The organism is Metapseudomonas resinovorans, assembly GCF_002003485.1.
GTDB lineage: Bacteria > Pseudomonadota > Gammaproteobacteria > Pseudomonadales > Pseudomonadaceae > Metapseudomonas > Metapseudomonas resinovorans_D.
Genome location: NZ_BDMA01000020.1, coordinates 24,470 through 41,223, shown reverse-complemented (window position 1 = coordinate 41,223; position 16,754 = coordinate 24,470). Strand labels below are relative to the sequence as shown.

The window sequence follows — 16,754 nt, the reverse complement described above, 5'->3', positions numbered from 1 at the left end:
AAGGTGCGGCTGAGTGTAGAGGCTTGCCCTCGACGCTCATAGAGGTGGATCAAATTTTGAGCAGAAGTCTTTGATTTTAAAAAGTTTTTGATAAGGGGTTGACGGGTGTTGATGGCCTCCCTAGAATGCGCGCCACTTCGACGCGATGCCCAGGCAGCGCAGAGAAGCCGGAAGTAGCGTTTAAGCTGTTGTAAGTTCCGGGCCGCGTCCCCTTCGTCTAGTGGCCTAGGACACCGCCCTTTCACGGCGGTAACAGGGGTTCGAGTCCCCTAGGGGACGCCACTTTTGTGTTATGCGGGAATAGCTCAGTTGGTAGAGCACGACCTTGCCAAGGTCGGGGTCGCGAGTTCGAGTCTCGTTTCCCGCTCCAGATTCAAAAGCAGGGCCAAGGCCTTGCTTGCCAAGACCCGGTAAGGGTTGAGGGATGCACCGCAAGGTGCAGGCTGTAAAAGTTGCATGCGGGAATAGCTCAGTTGGTAGAGCACGACCTTGCCAAGGTCGGGGTCGCGAGTTCGAGTCTCGTTTCCCGCTCCAATTTCAGTCCCCTTCGTCTAGTGGCCTAGGACACCGCCCTTTCACGGCGGTAACAGGGGTTCGAGTCCCCTAGGGGACGCCACTTTTGTTTTACGCGGGAATAGCTCAGTTGGTAGAGCACGACCTTGCCAAGGTCGGGGTCGCGAGTTCGAGTCTCGTTTCCCGCTCCAGTTAAACGAAAACGCCGCTCATTCGAGCGGCGTTTTCGTTTCTGCGTTTCCGGCTCAGGCCAGATCGTGCTGGCGAGTTCCGGGCTTCTCGATGGCACGTTCGGCCATCTCCTTCAATTGCGTCATGGATTCGACCGACTCCCGGTCGATCTTGTTGCGCATCACCAGCCAGTTCGCGATCTGCATGGCCAGCCCGGAGAAACCGTATTCCAGGGTGCGGATGAACCGTGTCCCGTTGCCGGTGCTTTCGCACTCATAGGTCAGTACCAGTTCCAGTCCATGGGTGCCTCGGGCGGTCGCACGCCAGAGGCGTCCGGGGCTGTATTCGGTCACGTCCCAGCTAAGGTGCCCCGCACGCCCGCCTGCGTGGATGTCTTCCTCAAAATGGCTGCCCGCCGGCAGTGGCCCTGCAGGGCCGTCCACGCGAAGTGAGGAGGGGTGCCATTCGGGCCAGCGGGTGGCGGTGCTGGCATAGGCCAGCACCCGCTCCGGGTTCCGGTCGATTTCCACGGCGTGCTGCATTCGGGTCATGGAGCTCTCCTGTTCCAGTGGTTCCCAGTGCAGGCTGCCTTTGAGCCAGTCCATCAGCGGGAAGACGAGGTTGAAGTTGTGGGTCTGCATCAGGTCGCGGCGGTGGTGCAGTTCGTGCAACCGGCGCATGTGGCTGATCCATGGCAGGCGCGAGATGGGGTGATCGGCAGGCAGGTGCTCGCAGGCGTGGAAGACCTCATAGCTCAGGTAGCCGGCCAGCAGCGTGGTGGAGAAGAGGGCGGCGACGTTGCTGTTCACGAAGGACAGCAGCCACCAGGCGGCGAACAGCCCGACGCTGTAGAACACGATCAGCCAGGCAGGAAAGAGGATCACTCGCCAGTCCCGCGCGGATTCCCAGGTCATCTTCCCGGCGACGAAAAAGCTGTGATGATCTCCGGTGTGGCGCTTGTAGAACATCGAGCCAGCGCGGGTCTTGTGGTGGCCGAGGTTCTTGTGGATGGAGTACTCGCCCCAGTTGAAGAAGACCAGGGCTGCAGGCACTACCAGCCATTCCCAGGGTTTCACGTCGTTCAGGCTGCTGATGAAGAAAGCCAGGCAGGCCGCGCCGTAGATCAACACGAAACCGCCATGCAGCCAGACATTGTAGAGAGGGTGGATGCCCGCCCGATAGCGGTCGCGAAAGGCCTGGGTGTCGTGGCTCATGGCTGCTCCGGCAGTCTTGTTGACATATCAGGGAGCATAGTGGTGAATGCTTTATTCCGATAATGGATAGTCGAAATGAGCATTATTCATGAGCCTGAATTTGCGCCGCATCGACCTGAACCTGCTGCTGGTGTTCGATGCGCTGATGCAGGAGCAGAACCTGTCGCGGGCCGCCACGCGCCTGCATATGAGCCAGCCGGCGGTGAGCAACGCCCTGGCGCGGCTGCGTAGCCAACTGGGCGAGCCATTGTTCAAGCGCACGGCGCGCGGCATGTCACCCACCGCCCATGCACAGGTGCTCTATGCGCCAGTGCGCCAGGCGCTGAACCTCCTGCAGCTCGGGCTGGGAGCCCAGGAGGTCTTCGATCCGGCGGCCGAGCATTGCTTTCGGCTGTCGATGAACGATTACGCCCAGGCCATGCTGCTGCCGCCGCTGCTCGAGCAGTTGAAGTGCGAAGCGCCGAGGGTGGTGTTGGAGGTGCAAGACGACGAGGCGCAAAGCCTGGTGACGCGCTTGGCCACCGGCGACCTGGACCTGGCCATCGACTACCTCTATTTCGACAACCCCGACCTCTGCTACCAGCCCCTGATGGAAGAGGAGCTGGTGGTGATCGGTCGCGCCGGGCACCCGGCTTTCGCGAGTGGGCTCACCCGCGAGGGCTACCTGGGCAGCCAGCACGTACTGATATTGCCGCGCGCCGGTCGTGGTTCACCGCTGGAGATCGTGCTCGGCTCGGCGAAGGTCAAGCGTCGGGTCGGCCTGCAGGTTCCTCACTACCTGTCGATCCCGCCCATCGTGGCCCGCTCTGATCTGCTGGGCACCGTGCCGCGTCGGCTGGCGGTGCACTTCGCCGCCATCTATGCGCTGGAGGTGGCGCCGCTGCCGGTGGAGACGCCGTCCGTGCAGGTCAGCCTGATCTGGCACCGTCAGCAGGAACTGGCGCCGGGACTGGGTTGGTTGCGAGAACAGTTGGCGCAACTCGGCGCGACGCTGGCCATTGGCTGAATTTCATCTGCGCGCTGCCATCGTTTCGTTCGCAATCAGTGGCTTAAGCAGGTGGACCGACAGGCGGTTCGGGGCGCTCTAGGCTCCCGGCAACAGCGCGTTTCGATGTGTCTTCGGGTGCGGCAAACAAGTTAGCTAGCGAACTAATTGCCATTTGGGTGGGTCCTATCTTCCGAATTGATCATTGGCCCTCGCCATCGGCGCATCAGCGCGTACCGAGTCACCGGCTTTGATCGGACCCCGATGATCCTTTCCGTTTTGCCTTGTTTGTTGTCCGGAGTTTGATTTATGAAATCTGTTATCGCCCTTGCTTCCGCCCTGACCATCGTTCTTTCGGCCACCACCGCCATGGCCGCAGGCGGCGGCGATCGCACCACCCAACGCTGGCAGGTTCGCCTGGCGAAGGTTCAGCTGGAGCAGAAGCAGCAAGAGGCTGTCGCCGCCAAGCAACGTGCCGAACAGGCTCGTCAGGGCTGATCCGAAGCGGCGGCCAGCGTTCTTCCTGGTCCCGCATTCTCGCCCCCATTAAAAAGGCCCGCCCGGCAATGCCAGGCGGGCCTTTTTTGCACCTGTTTATTCGCGCGTGCGGCGCAGAAGCGGCCATGAGCCGAGCAGGGCAGGTACGCCCAGACCCAGCCAGGCCAGGCTGTCCCACCAGCCGTCGCCCAGCAGCGCGCTGAACAGACCCACCGCACAAAGCAGGCCAATGACCAGGGGCAGGCTGAAGGTGGATTGGCGCCACTTCATGCTGTGACCTCCCCGGACGAGCGTTGCCCGCTGCTGCGCCGCTGGCGAACCCACCAGAGATAGAGGCCGCTGCCCAGCACGATGATGGTGAGGACATCCAGGACCGCCCAGAGCAGTTGCATGGGGCGGCCGCCGTAGTCGCCGAAATGCAGCGGCTGGGACATCGCCAGTGCATCCATGTACCAGGGACGTTGCGCGACGGCGGTGACCTCCAGGGTTCGCGCGTCGATCAGCACTGGTGTCCACAGGTGAGCGGTCAGGTGGGTGCTGCCGACCATGAACACCGTGTAGTGATGCTCGCTGGAGAAGCGTGTGCCGGGGAAGGCGATGAAGTCCGCCTGCATGCCCGGAAGCGCTGCGCCGGCGATATTGAGGACGTTGTCCGCCGGAGCACGCTCGGTCAGCGGTGGGGCGTTGCGGTAGGGCTCTACCAGGGCGGTCAGTGCGTCCTGGCGCCAGGCGCCGATCAGCAGGTCGGCACAGGCGCTGATGACGCCGGTGACGCCCACCACCAGGGCCCAGGTCAGGGTGACGATGCCGATCAGGTTGTGCAGGTCCAGCCAGCGCGTGCGGGTCGAGCGCTGGTGGCGCACCTCGGCGAACTTGAGGCGGCGCATGAACGGCGAATAGAGCACCACGCCGGAAACGATGGCGACGACGAAGAGCACGCCCATGAATGCCAGCAGCAGCTTGCCCGGCAGCCCGGCGAACATGTCCACGTGCAGGCGCAGGATGAACATCAGCACGCCGCCGTTGGCCGCGGGCATCGCCAGCGCGTCGCCGGTACGGGCATCGAGCATGAAGGTATGCGACGAGTTGGGTTCGGTGCCAGCGGTGGCGGCAGTGATGGTGACCACGCCGTTGGGCTCGTCCTTTTCATAGCCCAGGTACTGCACCACCTCACCGGGGCGATGGCGTTGGGCGGCATCAACCAATTGCTGTAGCCCGAGGTGCGGCGTGTCCGGTGCCATCTCGCGAAGTTCGGGTGCTTCGCCAAGGAGGTGCTCCAGCTCGTGATGAAAGATCAGCGGCAAGCCGGTGAGGGCCAGCATCAGCAGGAAGAGGGTGCAGATCAGGCTGGTCCAGGTGTGGACGAAGGACCAGCGGCGGATGGTGGAAGATTTCATCGGCATTCCAATGGCGAAGGCCGCCCATGGGGCGGCCTCGGTGGTGCTTGGTTACGACCTAGTGCCTTACCACTTGTAGCTGGCACTGGCGACGACGCTGCGTTCGTCGCCGTAGTAGCAGTAGAAGCCGTCGCAGGTCGAGATGTAGTCCTTGTCGAGCAGGTTGGTTGCGTTCAGCGCAACCGATGCACCGGTGAGGCTGCTGTCCAGGCGACCGAGGTCGTAGTGCACGGCCGCATCGAACACGGTGTAGGAGTCCGCATGACCCAGCTCGGTGTTGGCCTGGTCGCCATAGGTGTTGCCGGTGTAGCGCGCGCCGGCGCCGATGCCGAAGCCGTCGAGCACACCGTCATGCCAGGTGTAGTCGGCCCACAGCGAAGCCTGGCGGTTGGGAATCAGCTGCAAGCGATTGCCTTTGAACTCACCGTCCTGCACTTCGGATTCCGCCTGGGTGTAGGCGGCAATCACTTTCAGGTTTTCAGTCACGTCCGCCACGGCTTCCAGCTCCAGGCCCTTGACCTTCACTTCGCCGGTCTGGCTGGTGACGGGGATGCCGGCGATGCGGTTGGTGACCGATACGTTCTGCTGCGTCAGGTCGTAGACCGCTGCGGTGAGCATGATGTCCGTGCCGGGCGGCTGGTACTTGACGCCCAGTTCCCACTGCTTGCCCTGGGTCGGCTTGAACGACTCGGTCGGCGAGGCCGTGGCGTTGCTGGTCGGCTGGAAGGACTCGGCGTACGACAGGTACGGCACGAATCCGGACTCGAACACATAGCTGAGGGCGGCGTTGCCGCTGAACTCCTTGTCTCGTTCGGTGTTGGTGGCGTCGCCCTTGTTGAAGAACTCGGTGCCGGTGTGCACCCAGTCTTCGCGGCCGCCAAGGGTCAGGCGCCACTGGTCGAGGGCCATCTGGTCCTGGACGTAGAGGCCGGTCTGACGGGTCTTCTGGTTGTAGTCGTAGAAGGCGTCGGAGCGCGGCGGGCGAGTGATCGGCAGGCCGTAAATCGGATCGGTCACGTTGACGCCCGGTACCTGGCCGAAGATCGACAGGAAGTTGGTGTTGCTGCGCTGGTGGTCGAGACCGAGCAGCAGGGTGTGGGTGATGTCGCCGGTGGCGAAATCAGCCTGGAAGTTGTTGTCCACGGCGAACTGGCTGATGTCCTCGTCCACGTTGGTGGAGCTGCGGCCAGTGTTGCCCTCGTCGTCGACGACAAAGCCGAAATCGGCGAAGGCCGGGATATAGCTGTTGACGGTGATGGTCTGGAACGACAGATCGGACTTGGTGTAGCGCAGGTTCTGACGGAACTGCCAGACGTCGTTGAAGCGATGCTCGAAGGCGTAGCCCAGCGCGTAGTAGGTGCGGTCGTAGTACTCGTAGTTCGGGTCGCCCAGGTTCTTGTGGTGGGAGATCTTGCCGAACGGCATGTCGATCTTGGTGCCCTGGATGGGGCGGAACTGACTGGTGACGCCGGTATCGTCGCGGGTGAACTGCGACAGCAGGGTCAGGGTGGTATCGGTGTCGATGTTCCAGGTCAGGCTGGGCGCGATGTTGTAGCGCTTGTCGTCGATATGGTCGATCTGCGTGCCGCCGTCGCGTACCACGCCGCTGACGCCGTAGAGGAACTGGCCCTGCTCATCGATCTTGCCGGTGCTGGCGAAGTTGATCTGGCGGTGATTGTCGCTGCCGTACTCGACCTCGATCTCATGGCTCGCTTCGGCGCTCGGACGGCGGCTGACCATGTCCAGCAGGCCGCCAGGCGGGGTCTGGCCGTACACCGACGAAGCCGGGCCGCGCAGCAGGGCGAGGCGGTCGAGGTTCCAGGTTTCCGGTTTCGGGTTGGCGTATACACCCTTGGGCAGCGGCAGACCATCGAGGAACTGGGTCGGCTCGAAGCCGCGCACGCGCATCCAGTCGAAGCGGGTGTCGCTGCCGTAGCTGCTGGAGACGATCCCCGGCATGTACTTCACGGCGTCATCAAGGCTATGCACGCCGCGGTCCTGCATCTGCTCGCGGGTGGCGACGGAAATCGAGCGTGGGACCTCGACCAGCGCCGTATCGGTCTTGGTGCCGGCGGCGGTGCGCTTTGCCAGGTAGCCGGTGGTCGGACCCCACGCGGTTTCGTAGCTGCGACTTCCGTCGATGTTCACGTCCGGCAGGCTCATCGCTTCGTCGGCCACCGGCGCCAGGCTGTAGCTGTCGGTACCGTTCTGCACCAGGCGCAGGTTGCTGCCTTGCAGCGCCTTGGACAGCGCCTGCAGCGGGCTCAGCTCGCCCTGCACGGAGGGGGCGGTCTTGCCGGCGGTGAGGGCGGGGTCGACGCTGAGGACGATGCCGGCATCCGCCGCGATGCGGTTCAGGGTGCTGGCCAGCGGCGCGGAGGGCAGCTCATAGGTGTCGGCCTGGGCCTGGCTGGCCAGGCTGCCAACGGTGACGGCCAGCGCCATCAGGGTGCGGCGGAACGGTGCGGAAGCAAGTTGCATTGCGAACATCTCCTAAGTGAGAAATCGTCTCAATGCCTTCTTGCCGAGCCAGAATCGAAAAGTGACAGGGGGACGCTAAAAAATTTTCCCCGTCCCTGGGTGTCGTTGTTTTCGAGGTGGGCAGCGCCGCTCTGCCCACCTTGCATCTTCAGTCCTTGGTCGGCACTACGCGTGTCCACCAGTGACCCATGCGCTCGATGCGTACGGGCAGGCTGGGGGGCAGGGCGGCCAGTGCCTTGTCGCTGTCGTTGAGCGGGAAGACGCCGCTGATGCGCAGGTCGTCCAGGCCAGGGTCCAGGCCCAGGTAACCATCGTGGTACTGGCTCAGGGTGTCGATCAGCTGGGACAGCGGCATGTCCTCGGCCACCAGCAGTCCCCGGCTCCAGGCCTCGGCACCCACGGGGGCGGCGCGAGTAGGACCAAGGTGGTCGTTGTCGATCCAGACCTGCTCGCCGGCGCGGACCACCCGCTCGGCTGAACCGTTGTGCGGTCGTGCCGCCACGGCGGACTCCAGCACGATCAGTTGGGTCGCCTCGCCGTCGCGGCGCACGAGGAAGCGGGTGCCGAGAGGCTGCAGGCGGCCCTGGTCGGTTTCGATGATGAAGGGGCGCGGGTCGTCGTGGCCGGTCTTCACCAGGATTTCACCGCTGCGCAGATAGATACGGCGCTGCGGACCGTCGAAATCGATGTCCAGCGCAGTGCGGCTGTTGAGTTGTACGAGGCTGTTGTCCGCCAGGCGCAGTTCACGGTGTTCGCCGTTGGCTGTCCTTTCATCGGCCAGGTAATCGCCGAGGGGACGCTGCTGGGCCAGCAGGCCAAGGCCAAGCCCAACCGCCAGCACCAGGGCCAGGGCGTTGCCAGCCAGGCGATGCAGGCTGCGCCGGCGTACGCCGCCACCGCGCAGCAGGGCGCGTCGGGCGTGGGGAGAGGCTGCCGCTGCCAGTTGCTGGTCGATGCCGGAAAGTTGCTGCCACACCTGGGCATGCTCGGGGTGGGCGCCGAGCCAGCGGCGGAATTCATGCCGCTCCTGATCGGTGGCCTCACCAGAGTCCAGGCACAGCTGCCAGGCGATGGCTTCGTCCAGGGCGCGTGCGGACACCTGGCTCATACCGGTTCTCCGTACAGGGCGATGTAGCACTGGCGCATGCCCTGGGCCAGGTATTGGCGAACCCGTGAGGGGGAAACACCCAGACGCTCGGCGATCTCGGCATGGCCGAGGCCGTCGAGGCGGTTATAGAGGAATGCGGCTCGCGCCTTGCTGGACAGCTGGCCGAGCAGGCGATCGATTTCGCGCAGGCTTTCCAGGATCAGTGCCTGGTCTTCGGGGCTCGGGTGCAGGTCTTCGGGAGCGCGGGCCAGTTCTTCCAGGTAGGCCCGTTCCAGGTCGTTGCGGCGGAACTGATCCACCAGCAGTCCACGGGCGATGGTGGCCAGCAGGGCGCGGGGTTCGCGGGGAGGTTGCAGGTCGGTTCGCGCGAGCAGGCGGACGAAGGTGTCCTGGCTCACGTCCTCGGCGCGATGGGGGCATTGCACCGTCTTGCGCAGCCAGTGGAACAGCCAGTCACGATGGTCTCGGTAAAGCAGCCCTACCAGTTGCGGATTCGCGGAATTACCGGCCGACACGCTGACCTCATTGAGAAGTACTTGAAAGAGTGTTTACGAATGATTCGCAATGATGGCAGAGGCTGGCACCTTGCCGCAATTGTGTCGGTAAATCGGGCGATGGGTGGCGAATGTTGGGGGCAAGAAGGGGCGGTCAGAGTGCCGCCCCGGTAGGGCTCAGTGCTTGTTGCCGTTGTCCGGCAGGGCCAGCAGTTGCTTTTCCTGGTTCCAGTCGAACGGTTCGCCATTCTGCTCGGCTTCGTAGCGGCGCTCGTCGAGGCGCTGGAACATGTCGATTTCTTCGTCGGGCATGAAGTGCAGGCAGTCACCGCCGAAGAACCAGAGCAGGTCGCGGGGGACCAGGTGGGCGATCTGCGGGTAGCGATGGAAGACCTGGCTGATCAGGTCCTGGCCGAGGTACAGGCTGCCTTCAGGGTCGCGCGGGAGTTCGCTCATCAGGTCGTCGAAGCGCTCGACGAAGAGCGCGTGGTTCTCTTCGGGAACCTGCTCCGCCTCGCCCAGGGCGACCAGGATGCTGCGCAGGTGAGCGAGCAGGGCGAGATGATGGTCGAGATAGGGATTGGACATGGCGGACTTCCTGAAGCTGGATCGGGCGCGGGAGTATAAGGCCCGCCGCGCCCGCTGTCCTGCCTGCGGGCTCAGCGGATCTTGCCAGTGCTGGGCGCCAGTTCCTCCTTGCTGAAGTCGTCGACGTCTATGACCCGCCGCCGGGCCGCCTCGAGGGCGCGGAGCTGCGTGGCACCGTCGGCATCCAGCAGTCCCGCGGCCAGGGCTGCGTCCACCAGCGGTTCCTCGGGGGCGGGGTTCAGGCTGCCCGCCCTGAGCGCGTGTTGCAACTTGCGCTGCAAGGGTTGGCAGTTGTTGGCGAGGTCGACGGCGTGTTGCAGGGCGCCCACCGGGTCGTTTGCCGATTGCGGTCGGTAGCAGCCGGCGAGCAGTTCCTCCAGCGCCGGATCGCCCCGGTCACGGCCGATCACCCCGGCGACTTCGGCGGCCAGCGCATCCGAGGGGCCGGGATGGCGGCGGCCAAGGGGGAACACCAGCACTCTCAGCACTGCGCCCATGAACGCATTGGGGAAGTTGTCGAGCAGCCCGTCCAGGGCCTGCTCGGCCTTGCCCAGGCTTTCCTCCAGCGCCCAGCGCACCAGCGGTTGCAGGTGCTCAGGATAGTCGCGGTCGTGATAGCGCTTGAGGGCCGCCGATGCCAGATAGAGGTAGCTCAAGGCGTCGCCTAGCCGCGCGGACAGCCGCTCGCGGCGTTTCAGCTCGCCGCCGAGCAACAGCATGCTGCTGTCGGCGAGCAGGGCGAATGACGCGGCCAGACGGTCGAGCGCTCGGAAGTAGGGGCGGCAGAGATTGTCGCCGGGCACGTCGCCGATGCGCCCGAGGCTGAGGCCCAGCAACAGGCTGCTGGCGGCATTGCCCACGGCAAAGCCGATGTGCCCGAGCAGCAACTGGTCGAACTCCTCCAGCGCCTGCTCGCGGTCATCGCGGCTGGCCAGGGCCATTTCCCTGAGGACGAACGGATGGCAGCGGATCGCGCCCTGGCCAAAGATCATCAGGTTGCGCGAGAGGATATTGGCGCCTTCCACCGTGATGGAAATGGGCGCTCCCTGCCAGGCGCGGCCCAGGTAGTTGTTCGGACCGAGGATGATGCCCTTGCCGCCATGCACGTCCATGGCGCGGCCAATGCATTCGCGGCCGCGCTCGGTGAGGTGGTACTTGAGGATGGCCGACAGCACCGAAGGTTTTTCGCCCAGGTCCACCGCGCTGGCAGTGAGGATGCGAGCGCTGTCCATCAGCCAGGCGTTGCCGGCAATGCGCGCCAGGGCTTCCTGGATGCCTTCGAACGCGGCCAGGGGTACGTTGAACTGTTCGCGGACGCGGGCGTACTGGCCCGTCACCAGACTGGTGAACTTGGCGGCGCCGGTGGAGGCGGCGGGGAGGGAAATGGAACGACCCACCGACAGGCAATTCATCAGCATCATCCAGCCCTTGCCGAGCATGGCCTGGCCGCCGATGACGAAGTCCAGCGGCACGAACACATCCTTGCCGGAGTTCGGGCCGTTCATGAAGGCCGCGCCCAAGGGGAGGTGGCGCCGGCCGATTTCCACGCCGGGGGTATTCGTCGGGATGAGCGCCAGGCTGATGCCGAGTTCTTCCTCGTCGCCCAGCAGATGCTCCGGGTCGTAGGCCTTGAATGCTAGGCCAAGCAAGGTGGCCACCGGACCGAGCGTGATGTAGCGTTTTTCCCAGGTCAGGCGCAGGCCGATCACTTCCTCGCCTTGCCACTGGCCCTTGCAGATGATGCCGACGTCCGGCATGGAGCCGGCATCCGAACCGGCGAGCGGTCCGGTGAGGGCGAAGCACGGAATGTCCTCGCCGCTCGCCAGGCGTGGCAAGTAGTGCCGGCGCTGCTCGTCGGTGCCGTAGTGCAGCAGCAGTTCGGCGGGGCCGAGTGAGTTGGGCACCATCACGGTGGAGGCCAGGTCGCCGCTACGGGTTGCGAGCTTCATCGCGACCTGGGAGTGGGCATAGGCGGAGAAGCCCTTGCCGCCGTATTCCTTCGGGATGATCAGCGCGAAGAAGCCATGCTGCTTGATGTGCGCCCAGGCCTCGGGCGGCAGGTCGAGCTGCTGGCCGATCTGCCAGTCGCTGACCATGGCGCAGAGTTCTTCCGTGGGGCCGTCGAGAAAGGCCTGCTCCTCTTCGGTCAGCTGCGGGCGAGGGGACTCCAGTAACTTGCGCCAGTCCGGACGTCCGCTGAACAGTTCACCGTCCCACCAGACCGTGCCGGCCTCGATGGCATCGCGCTCGGTCTCGGACATGGGCGGCAGCACGCGCTGGAACCAGGCAAACAGCGGCGCGCTGAGCCACTGCCGGCGCAGCCCGGGGAGCAGCAGGGGCAGGGCGACGGCCAGCCAGAACAGCCAGAACACCAACAGCAACCAGCCCGGGGAGTGGCCGAATAGCCCCATCAGCAGGAGAAAACCGGCGACCAGACCCAATGCGGGCAGGGGGGCCGTGCGGCGGTGGGCGAGCAAGGCGACGCCCAGGACCAGGGCGAGTAACCAGAGCAACAGCATGGTCGATCCTCCTTGATGGCGGCGCGGGACCGTCACGAGATGAGTCGCCAGCCATGACCATGGCGACAGGAACGGCGAGCTTGGCCGGAATGTCGTACCCGGGGTCGCAGGGCTCTGGATAGACTTGCGTGGTCAACCGCAGGAGAGCACGCCATGCAGCACTACCTGGAGCCCGGCCGCTTCGTTGATAGTGACCACCCCCTGGTGGTCGAGTTCGCGCAAATGCACCGTGGCGCAAGCCGCGACCCCATCGACCAGGCGGTCAGTCTGTACCGCGCGGTGCGTGACGAGATTCGCTACAACCCCTACGTGTTCAGCCGCGACCCGCAGACCCTGAAGGCCAGCCACGCGCTGGGCGCTGGCGAATCCTACTGCGTGCCCAAGGCGATCCTGCTGGCGGCTTGTGCGCGGCATTGCGGCATTCCTGCACGCATCGGCCTGGCCGACGTACGCAACCACCTGGCCACGCCCCGGTTGCTCGAGCTCCTGCGCAGCGAAGTATTCGCCATGCACGGCTACACCGAGCTGTACCTCGACGGTCGTTGGGTCAAGGCCACACCGGCGTTCAACCTGGCGCTGTGCCGTCTGTTCAATGTGCCGCCGCTGGAGTTCGACGGTCGCCAGGACAGCGTCTTCCACCCGTTCAACAGTCAGGGCGAGCGCTACATGGAATACATGGCTGACCACGGCCAGTTCGCGGACCTGCCCGAGAAGCTGTTCTTCGATCACCTTGCCGAGGTTTACCCACACCTGTTCCGTGAAGGCGCGGCTTTCCTGACCGGTGACCTGCATGCCGAGGCTGGCGCAGCGAGCTGACGCACAGTTTCATGAGTAAAGTTTGCCGGGCGCTTTGCCATTACCCGGCCTGCCAGTAGCATCGTCGCATTGCACAGGGAGCGACGAATGCGAACCAAACTGGATGCCTGTCTGCACGCGGTCAATCAGGTAGTGCTGGGCAAGGAAGCACAGGTGCGCCTGGCCCTGACCTGCCTGCTGGCCCGTGGACACCTGCTGATCGAAGACCTGCCCGGCATGGGCAAGACAACCCTGGGCCAGGCCCTGGCCAGGGTGCTGGGGCTGAGTTTCCAGCGCATTCAGTTCACCTCGGACCTCTTGCCCGGCGACATCCTCGGCACCTCGGTGTTCGACAAGGACAGCAGCCAGTTCGTCTTCCATCCCGGGCCGGTGTTTGCCGAGCTGGTGCTGGCCGACGAGATCAATCGCGCCACACCCAAGAGCCAGAGCGCATTGCTGGAAGCCATGGAGGAAGGGCAGGTGACCATCGAAGGGGCGACTCGCCCGCTGCCGGAGCCTTTCTTCGTCATCGCCACGCAGAACCCGGCCAGCCAGGGCGGCACCTTCGCCTTGCCGGAGTCGCAGCTGGATCGCTTCCTTATGCGCCTGTCCCTCGGCTATCCGGCCAGGGCGGCGGAGAAGGCGCTGCTGCAAGGCGAAGCGCGGCGCGAGCTGCTGCCGCGCCTGGAACCCATCTTCACTCACGCCGAACTGGGGCTGATCCAGGCGGAAGTACCCAAGGTGGTAGCCCGCGACGCACTGGTGGACTACGTGCTGCGCCTGGTGGACGCCACCCGCAGCCAACCGCAGTTCGCCTGGGGCCTGTCGCCCCGCGCCAGCCTGGCGCTGCTGTCGGCGGCGCGTGCCTGGGCGTTACTGGCGGGGCGTGATTATGTGATTCCGGAAGATGTCCAGGCGGTCCTGCCTTCGGTGGTCGGTCACCGCCTGCGCGAGCGCGCCGATCCTTCCGGCCATGGCGGCGGCGCGCTGGTGCAGTGGCTGCTGCGCGAAGTGCCGGCCCTCTGATGCTGGAACTCCAGGTCGACCGCTGGCTGGCGCGGCGCATCCCGGCAGCGAACCAGGTGCGCCTGAATCAGCGGCGGATTTTCATTCTGCCCACCCGCGCCGGTGCCGCTTTCGGGCTGGCCCTGCTGCCGATGCTGCTGGTGGCGATCAATTACCAGAACAGCCTGGCCTACGCGCTGACCTTCCTGCTGCTATCGGTGTTCCTGGTGGCCATTCTGCATACCTTCCGCAACCTTGCGGGGCTGAATCTCAAGGCGGCTGGCGGTGCGCCCGTGTTCCTCGGCGAGCAGGCGCATTTCCACGTCACGCTGGAAAGCGGCGGCCGCGAGCACCAGGCGATCGCGTTGGGCTGGCCGCCCTTGCCGTTGCAGGTACAGGACGTAGCGGCCAAAGGCGCCTGCGAGGTCGAGCTGCATGTGCCCACCCAGCGTCGTGGCTGGTTGCGGCCCCGGCGTCTGCGTGTCGAAAGCCGTTACCCGCTCGGGTTGCTGGTGGCGTGGAGCTGGGTGGACCTGGATCAGGCTCTGCTGGTCTATCCGCGCCCCCTGGAGGGCGACCTTCCGCTGATGCCCGGCCGCGGGGATGATGACGGCGACGATGGCCAGCATGTACTCGGCGCGGGAGCGGACGACTACCAGGGACTGCGCGCGTACCAGCCGGGCGATTCGCGCCGGCGCCTGCACTGGAAGGCCTTTTCCCGTGGTCAGGGTCTGTTCGTGAAAGACTTCGCCGCCCTGGCCGGGCGTGACGTCTGGCTCGATCTCGACCGGCTGGACGGCGACCTGGAGCAGCGATTGAGCCTGCTCTGTTACTGGGTGCTGCAGTTTTCTACCCGTGGCCAGCCGTTCGGCCTGCGCCTGGGGGGCCTGGAGCTGGGGGCCGATATCGGCGAAGCGCACCGGGAAGCCTGTCTGCGGGCCCTGGCCCTGTTTGGGACGTCGCAATGAAAGCGAGGCTGCCGATTACCCGGATCGGCCTGACCTGGCTGCTGGTGGCGCAGGTGCTGGTGATCCTGCCGCACCTGCCTTATCTGCCGCTGTGGATCATCGCCATGTGGCTGGGCTGCGCTGCCTGGCGAATCCAGATATTCCGCATGCGTGCGCAGTACCCCAGGGGCACGGTAAAGGCCGCGCTGATCCTGGCGGTGGCCCTGGGCGTCTTCTTCTCCAGGGGCACACTGGTGGGACTGGAGGCGGCGGTCGTGCTGCTGGTGGCAGTGTTCATCCTCAAACTGGTGGAACTGCGCACCCAGCGTGATGCCCTGGTGCTGGTCCTGCTCGGGTTCTTCACCCAGGTCACGGCCTACCTGTTCAACGACGGCATGCTGGCCGGCCTATACAGCCTGCTGCCCCTCTGTGCGTTGCTGGCTTCACTGGTGGGGTTGCAGCAGAGCCGCTTCGCCGAACGCCCGCTGGTGCCATTGAAGGCGGCGGGCAGCCTGTTGCTGCAGGCGGTGCCGCTGATGCTGTTGCTATTCATGTTCTTTCCGCGCCTGGGGCCGCTGTGGTCGCTGCCCCTGCCGGGCGACAAGGGAGTCACTGGCCTCTCGGATGCCATGAGTCCGGCGGATATTGCCGAACTGAGCCGCTCCGGCGATTTGGCCTTCCGCGCCAGCTTCGAAGGACCGGTACCGCCGATGAGCCAGCTCTACTGGCGCGCGCTGACCCTGGAGCGATTCGATGGTCGCCGCTGGTCCCAGTCCCTTACGTCCCAGTTCGGCCAGGAGGCGGACTGGCGCCGCGAAGGTGAACCGCTGCGCTACAGCATCGTCATGCAGCCCAGCGGCAGGCCGTGGCTGTTCGGCCTGGATGTGGCCGAAACGCACGAGGAGGGCGTACGCGCCCGGGGCGACTTCCGCCTCGAAAGACGCACACCGGTGGATCGTCCGCTGCTTTACCAGGTCACTTCCTGGCCCCAGGCCGTGCGTGAGCCCGAGGGCAACCCCGACGCGCTGCGCAGGGCCCTGCAGCTGCCGCCGAACGGCGAGTCGCGAACGCGGGCCTGGGCCGAGGAGCTCAAGCGGGAGCACGCCGAACCGCAACAGCTGGTGGATGCACTGCTGGCGCATTTCAATCGCGAGCCCTATGTCTACACCCTCAAGCCGCCGCCGCTCGGAGAGAACAACATCGATGCGTTCCTCTTCGATACGCGCCGGGGTTTCTGCGCCCATTACGCCGGCGCCATGACCTTCGTCCTGCGAGCCGCCGGGATTCCCGCGCGGGTCGTCGCCGGCTACCAGGGTGGCGAACTCAATCCCGCCGGGAACTATGTGTTGGTGCACCAGTTCGATGCGCATGCCTGGGTGGAATACTGGCTGCCGGGACGCGGTTGGATCAGTGTCGATCCCACCTTCCAGGTGGCGCCGAACCGTATCGAACTTGGCCTTGAAGATGCCGTGGCCCGCGAACAGAGCTTCCTCGAGGGCTCACCTCTGTCCCCATTGCGCTTTCGACAGCTGGGGTGGCTGAACCAGGCGCGCCTGGCCTGGGACAATCTCAATTACGGCTGGCAACGCTGGGTGCTGGGCTATCAGGGTGAGGCCCAGATGGAACTGGTGCGACGCTGGTTCGGCAGCCTGGATGGACGCTCGCTCGGCCTCGGCCTGGTCGGTGCCGGAGCGGTGCTGATGGCACTGCTGGCCGTGTTCCTGTTCGCGCCCTGGCGCCGTGAGCGTGACCCGCAGTTGCGTCAGTTCGAGGTTTTCGAGCGACTGCTGGCACGTCATGGCCTGGTGCGTGGCAAGGGCGAAGGGCCGCGCGCCTTCGCTGAGCGCGCAAGTCGCGAGTTGCCCCGGCAAGCGGCACAGATCCGCGCTTTCCTCGCAGCGTTCGAGGCCAGCCGATACGCCAGTCAGCGGGCATCCGATCCCGCCAGGCAGCTGCGCGCCCTGCGCAAGGCATTGCCCTGGCGCCTGCGGGGTGCGCGCGGATGATCCATGCTGAGTAACTTGCCGCAGACTTTTGCG

The 16,754-nt window shown here is 65.1% G+C and carries 14 protein-coding genes and 5 tRNA genes; 11 read left to right on the top strand and 8 right to left on the bottom strand.

Annotation, left to right across the window (positions count from 1 at the left end):
- Positions 1-206 precede the first annotated feature (206 nt).
- From MnOB_RS06085 to MnOB_RS06065, 5 genes are all read left to right on the top strand, one after another.
- Positions 207-282 (top strand) — tRNA-Glu (locus MnOB_RS06085).
- A 12-nt stretch (positions 283-294) separates the two neighbouring features.
- Positions 295-370, top strand: a tRNA-Gly gene (locus MnOB_RS06080).
- Between the two features lie 88 nt (positions 371-458).
- Positions 459-534, top strand: a tRNA-Gly gene (locus MnOB_RS06075).
- Between the two features lie 6 nt (positions 535-540).
- A tRNA-Glu gene (locus MnOB_RS06070) sits at positions 541-616 on the top strand.
- Between the two features lie 12 nt (positions 617-628).
- Positions 629-704: transfer RNA gene (locus tag MnOB_RS06065), tRNA-Gly, on the top strand.
- A gap of 54 nt (positions 705-758) precedes the next feature.
- On the opposite strand, the gene MnOB_RS06060 is transcribed toward MnOB_RS06065, so the two are convergent.
- Positions 759-1,898, bottom strand: coding sequence for an SRPBCC family protein (locus MnOB_RS06060; RefSeq protein WP_077523049.1), 1,140 nt, complete (start codon positions 1,896-1,898; stop codon positions 759-761).
- A gap of 88 nt (positions 1,899-1,986) precedes the next feature.
- On the opposite strand from MnOB_RS06060, the gene bsrA reads away from it, so the two are divergent.
- Complete coding sequence (gene bsrA / locus MnOB_RS06055) at positions 1,987-2,904, top strand: LysR family transcriptional regulator BsrA (protein ID WP_077523047.1); 918 nt, start codon at positions 1,987-1,989, stop codon at positions 2,902-2,904.
- 288 nt (positions 2,905-3,192) lie between these two features.
- Positions 3,193-3,381 carry a hypothetical protein gene (locus MnOB_RS06050; RefSeq protein WP_077523045.1) on the top strand — a complete coding sequence of 63 codons (189 nt, stop codon included), beginning with the start codon at positions 3,193-3,195 and terminating at the stop codon, positions 3,379-3,381.
- 96 nt (positions 3,382-3,477) lie between these two features.
- Here MnOB_RS06050 and MnOB_RS29000 read toward each other — a convergent pair whose 3' ends face one another.
- The 7 genes from MnOB_RS29000 to MnOB_RS06020 all read right to left on the bottom strand — a co-directional run bounded on the left by MnOB_RS29000 (position 3,478) and on the right by MnOB_RS06020 (position 11,968).
- On the bottom strand, positions 3,478-3,651 hold the full coding sequence (locus MnOB_RS29000) for a hypothetical protein (RefSeq protein ID WP_179062742.1): 174 nt from the start codon (positions 3,649-3,651) through the stop codon (positions 3,478-3,480).
- Entirely contained in the window at positions 3,648-4,778 is a 1,131-nt protein-coding gene (locus tag MnOB_RS06045; protein ID WP_077523043.1) for a PepSY-associated TM helix domain-containing protein, read from the bottom strand. The genes MnOB_RS29000 and MnOB_RS06045 overlap by 4 nt, the downstream gene beginning before the upstream one ends.
- Before the next feature lie 66 nt (positions 4,779-4,844).
- The gene (locus MnOB_RS06040; RefSeq protein WP_077523041.1) at positions 4,845-7,259 is read right to left on the bottom strand and encodes a TonB-dependent siderophore receptor; all 2,415 of its coding nucleotides are present in this window, start codon (positions 7,257-7,259) and stop codon (positions 4,845-4,847) included.
- A 148-nt stretch (positions 7,260-7,407) separates the two neighbouring features.
- Positions 7,408-8,367 (bottom strand): FecR domain-containing protein, encoded by a 960-nt coding sequence (locus MnOB_RS06035; RefSeq protein WP_077523039.1) that lies wholly within the window; start codon positions 8,365-8,367, stop codon positions 7,408-7,410.
- Positions 8,364-8,882, bottom strand: coding sequence for an RNA polymerase sigma factor (locus tag MnOB_RS06030; protein WP_077523037.1), 519 nt, complete (start codon positions 8,880-8,882; stop codon positions 8,364-8,366). The genes MnOB_RS06035 and MnOB_RS06030 overlap by 4 nt, the downstream gene beginning before the upstream one ends.
- 156 nt (positions 8,883-9,038) lie before the next feature.
- Positions 9,039-9,449 carry a PA2817 family protein gene (locus MnOB_RS06025; RefSeq protein ID WP_077523035.1) on the bottom strand — a complete coding sequence of 137 codons (411 nt, stop codon included), beginning with the start codon at positions 9,447-9,449 and terminating at the stop codon, positions 9,039-9,041.
- A 71-nt stretch (positions 9,450-9,520) separates the two neighbouring features.
- Positions 9,521-11,968 (bottom strand): acyl-CoA dehydrogenase, encoded by a 2,448-nt coding sequence (locus MnOB_RS06020; RefSeq protein ID WP_077523033.1) that lies wholly within the window; start codon positions 11,966-11,968, stop codon positions 9,521-9,523.
- Between the two features lie 153 nt (positions 11,969-12,121).
- Between MnOB_RS06020 and MnOB_RS06015 the strand changes: the two genes are divergently transcribed.
- The 4 genes from MnOB_RS06015 to MnOB_RS06000 all read left to right on the top strand — a co-directional run bounded on the left by MnOB_RS06015 (position 12,122) and on the right by MnOB_RS06000 (position 16,721).
- Complete coding sequence (locus MnOB_RS06015) at positions 12,122-12,784, top strand: transglutaminase-like domain-containing protein (RefSeq protein ID WP_077523031.1); 663 nt, start codon at positions 12,122-12,124, stop codon at positions 12,782-12,784.
- Between the two features lie 87 nt (positions 12,785-12,871).
- The gene (locus tag MnOB_RS06010) at positions 12,872-13,789 is read left to right on the top strand and encodes an AAA family ATPase (RefSeq protein WP_077523029.1); all 918 of its coding nucleotides are present in this window, start codon (positions 12,872-12,874) and stop codon (positions 13,787-13,789) included.
- Positions 13,789-14,736, top strand: a complete 948-nt coding sequence (locus MnOB_RS06005; RefSeq protein WP_077523027.1) for a DUF58 domain-containing protein — start codon at positions 13,789-13,791, stop codon at positions 14,734-14,736. The genes MnOB_RS06010 and MnOB_RS06005 overlap by 1 nt, the downstream gene beginning before the upstream one ends.
- Positions 14,733-16,721: a transglutaminase TgpA family protein gene (locus tag MnOB_RS06000; protein WP_077523025.1), complete on the top strand. Its 1,989-nt coding sequence runs from the start codon at positions 14,733-14,735 to the stop codon at positions 16,719-16,721. Before MnOB_RS06005 ends, MnOB_RS06000 begins: the two co-directional genes overlap by 4 nt.
- Positions 16,722-16,754 lie beyond the last annotated feature (33 nt).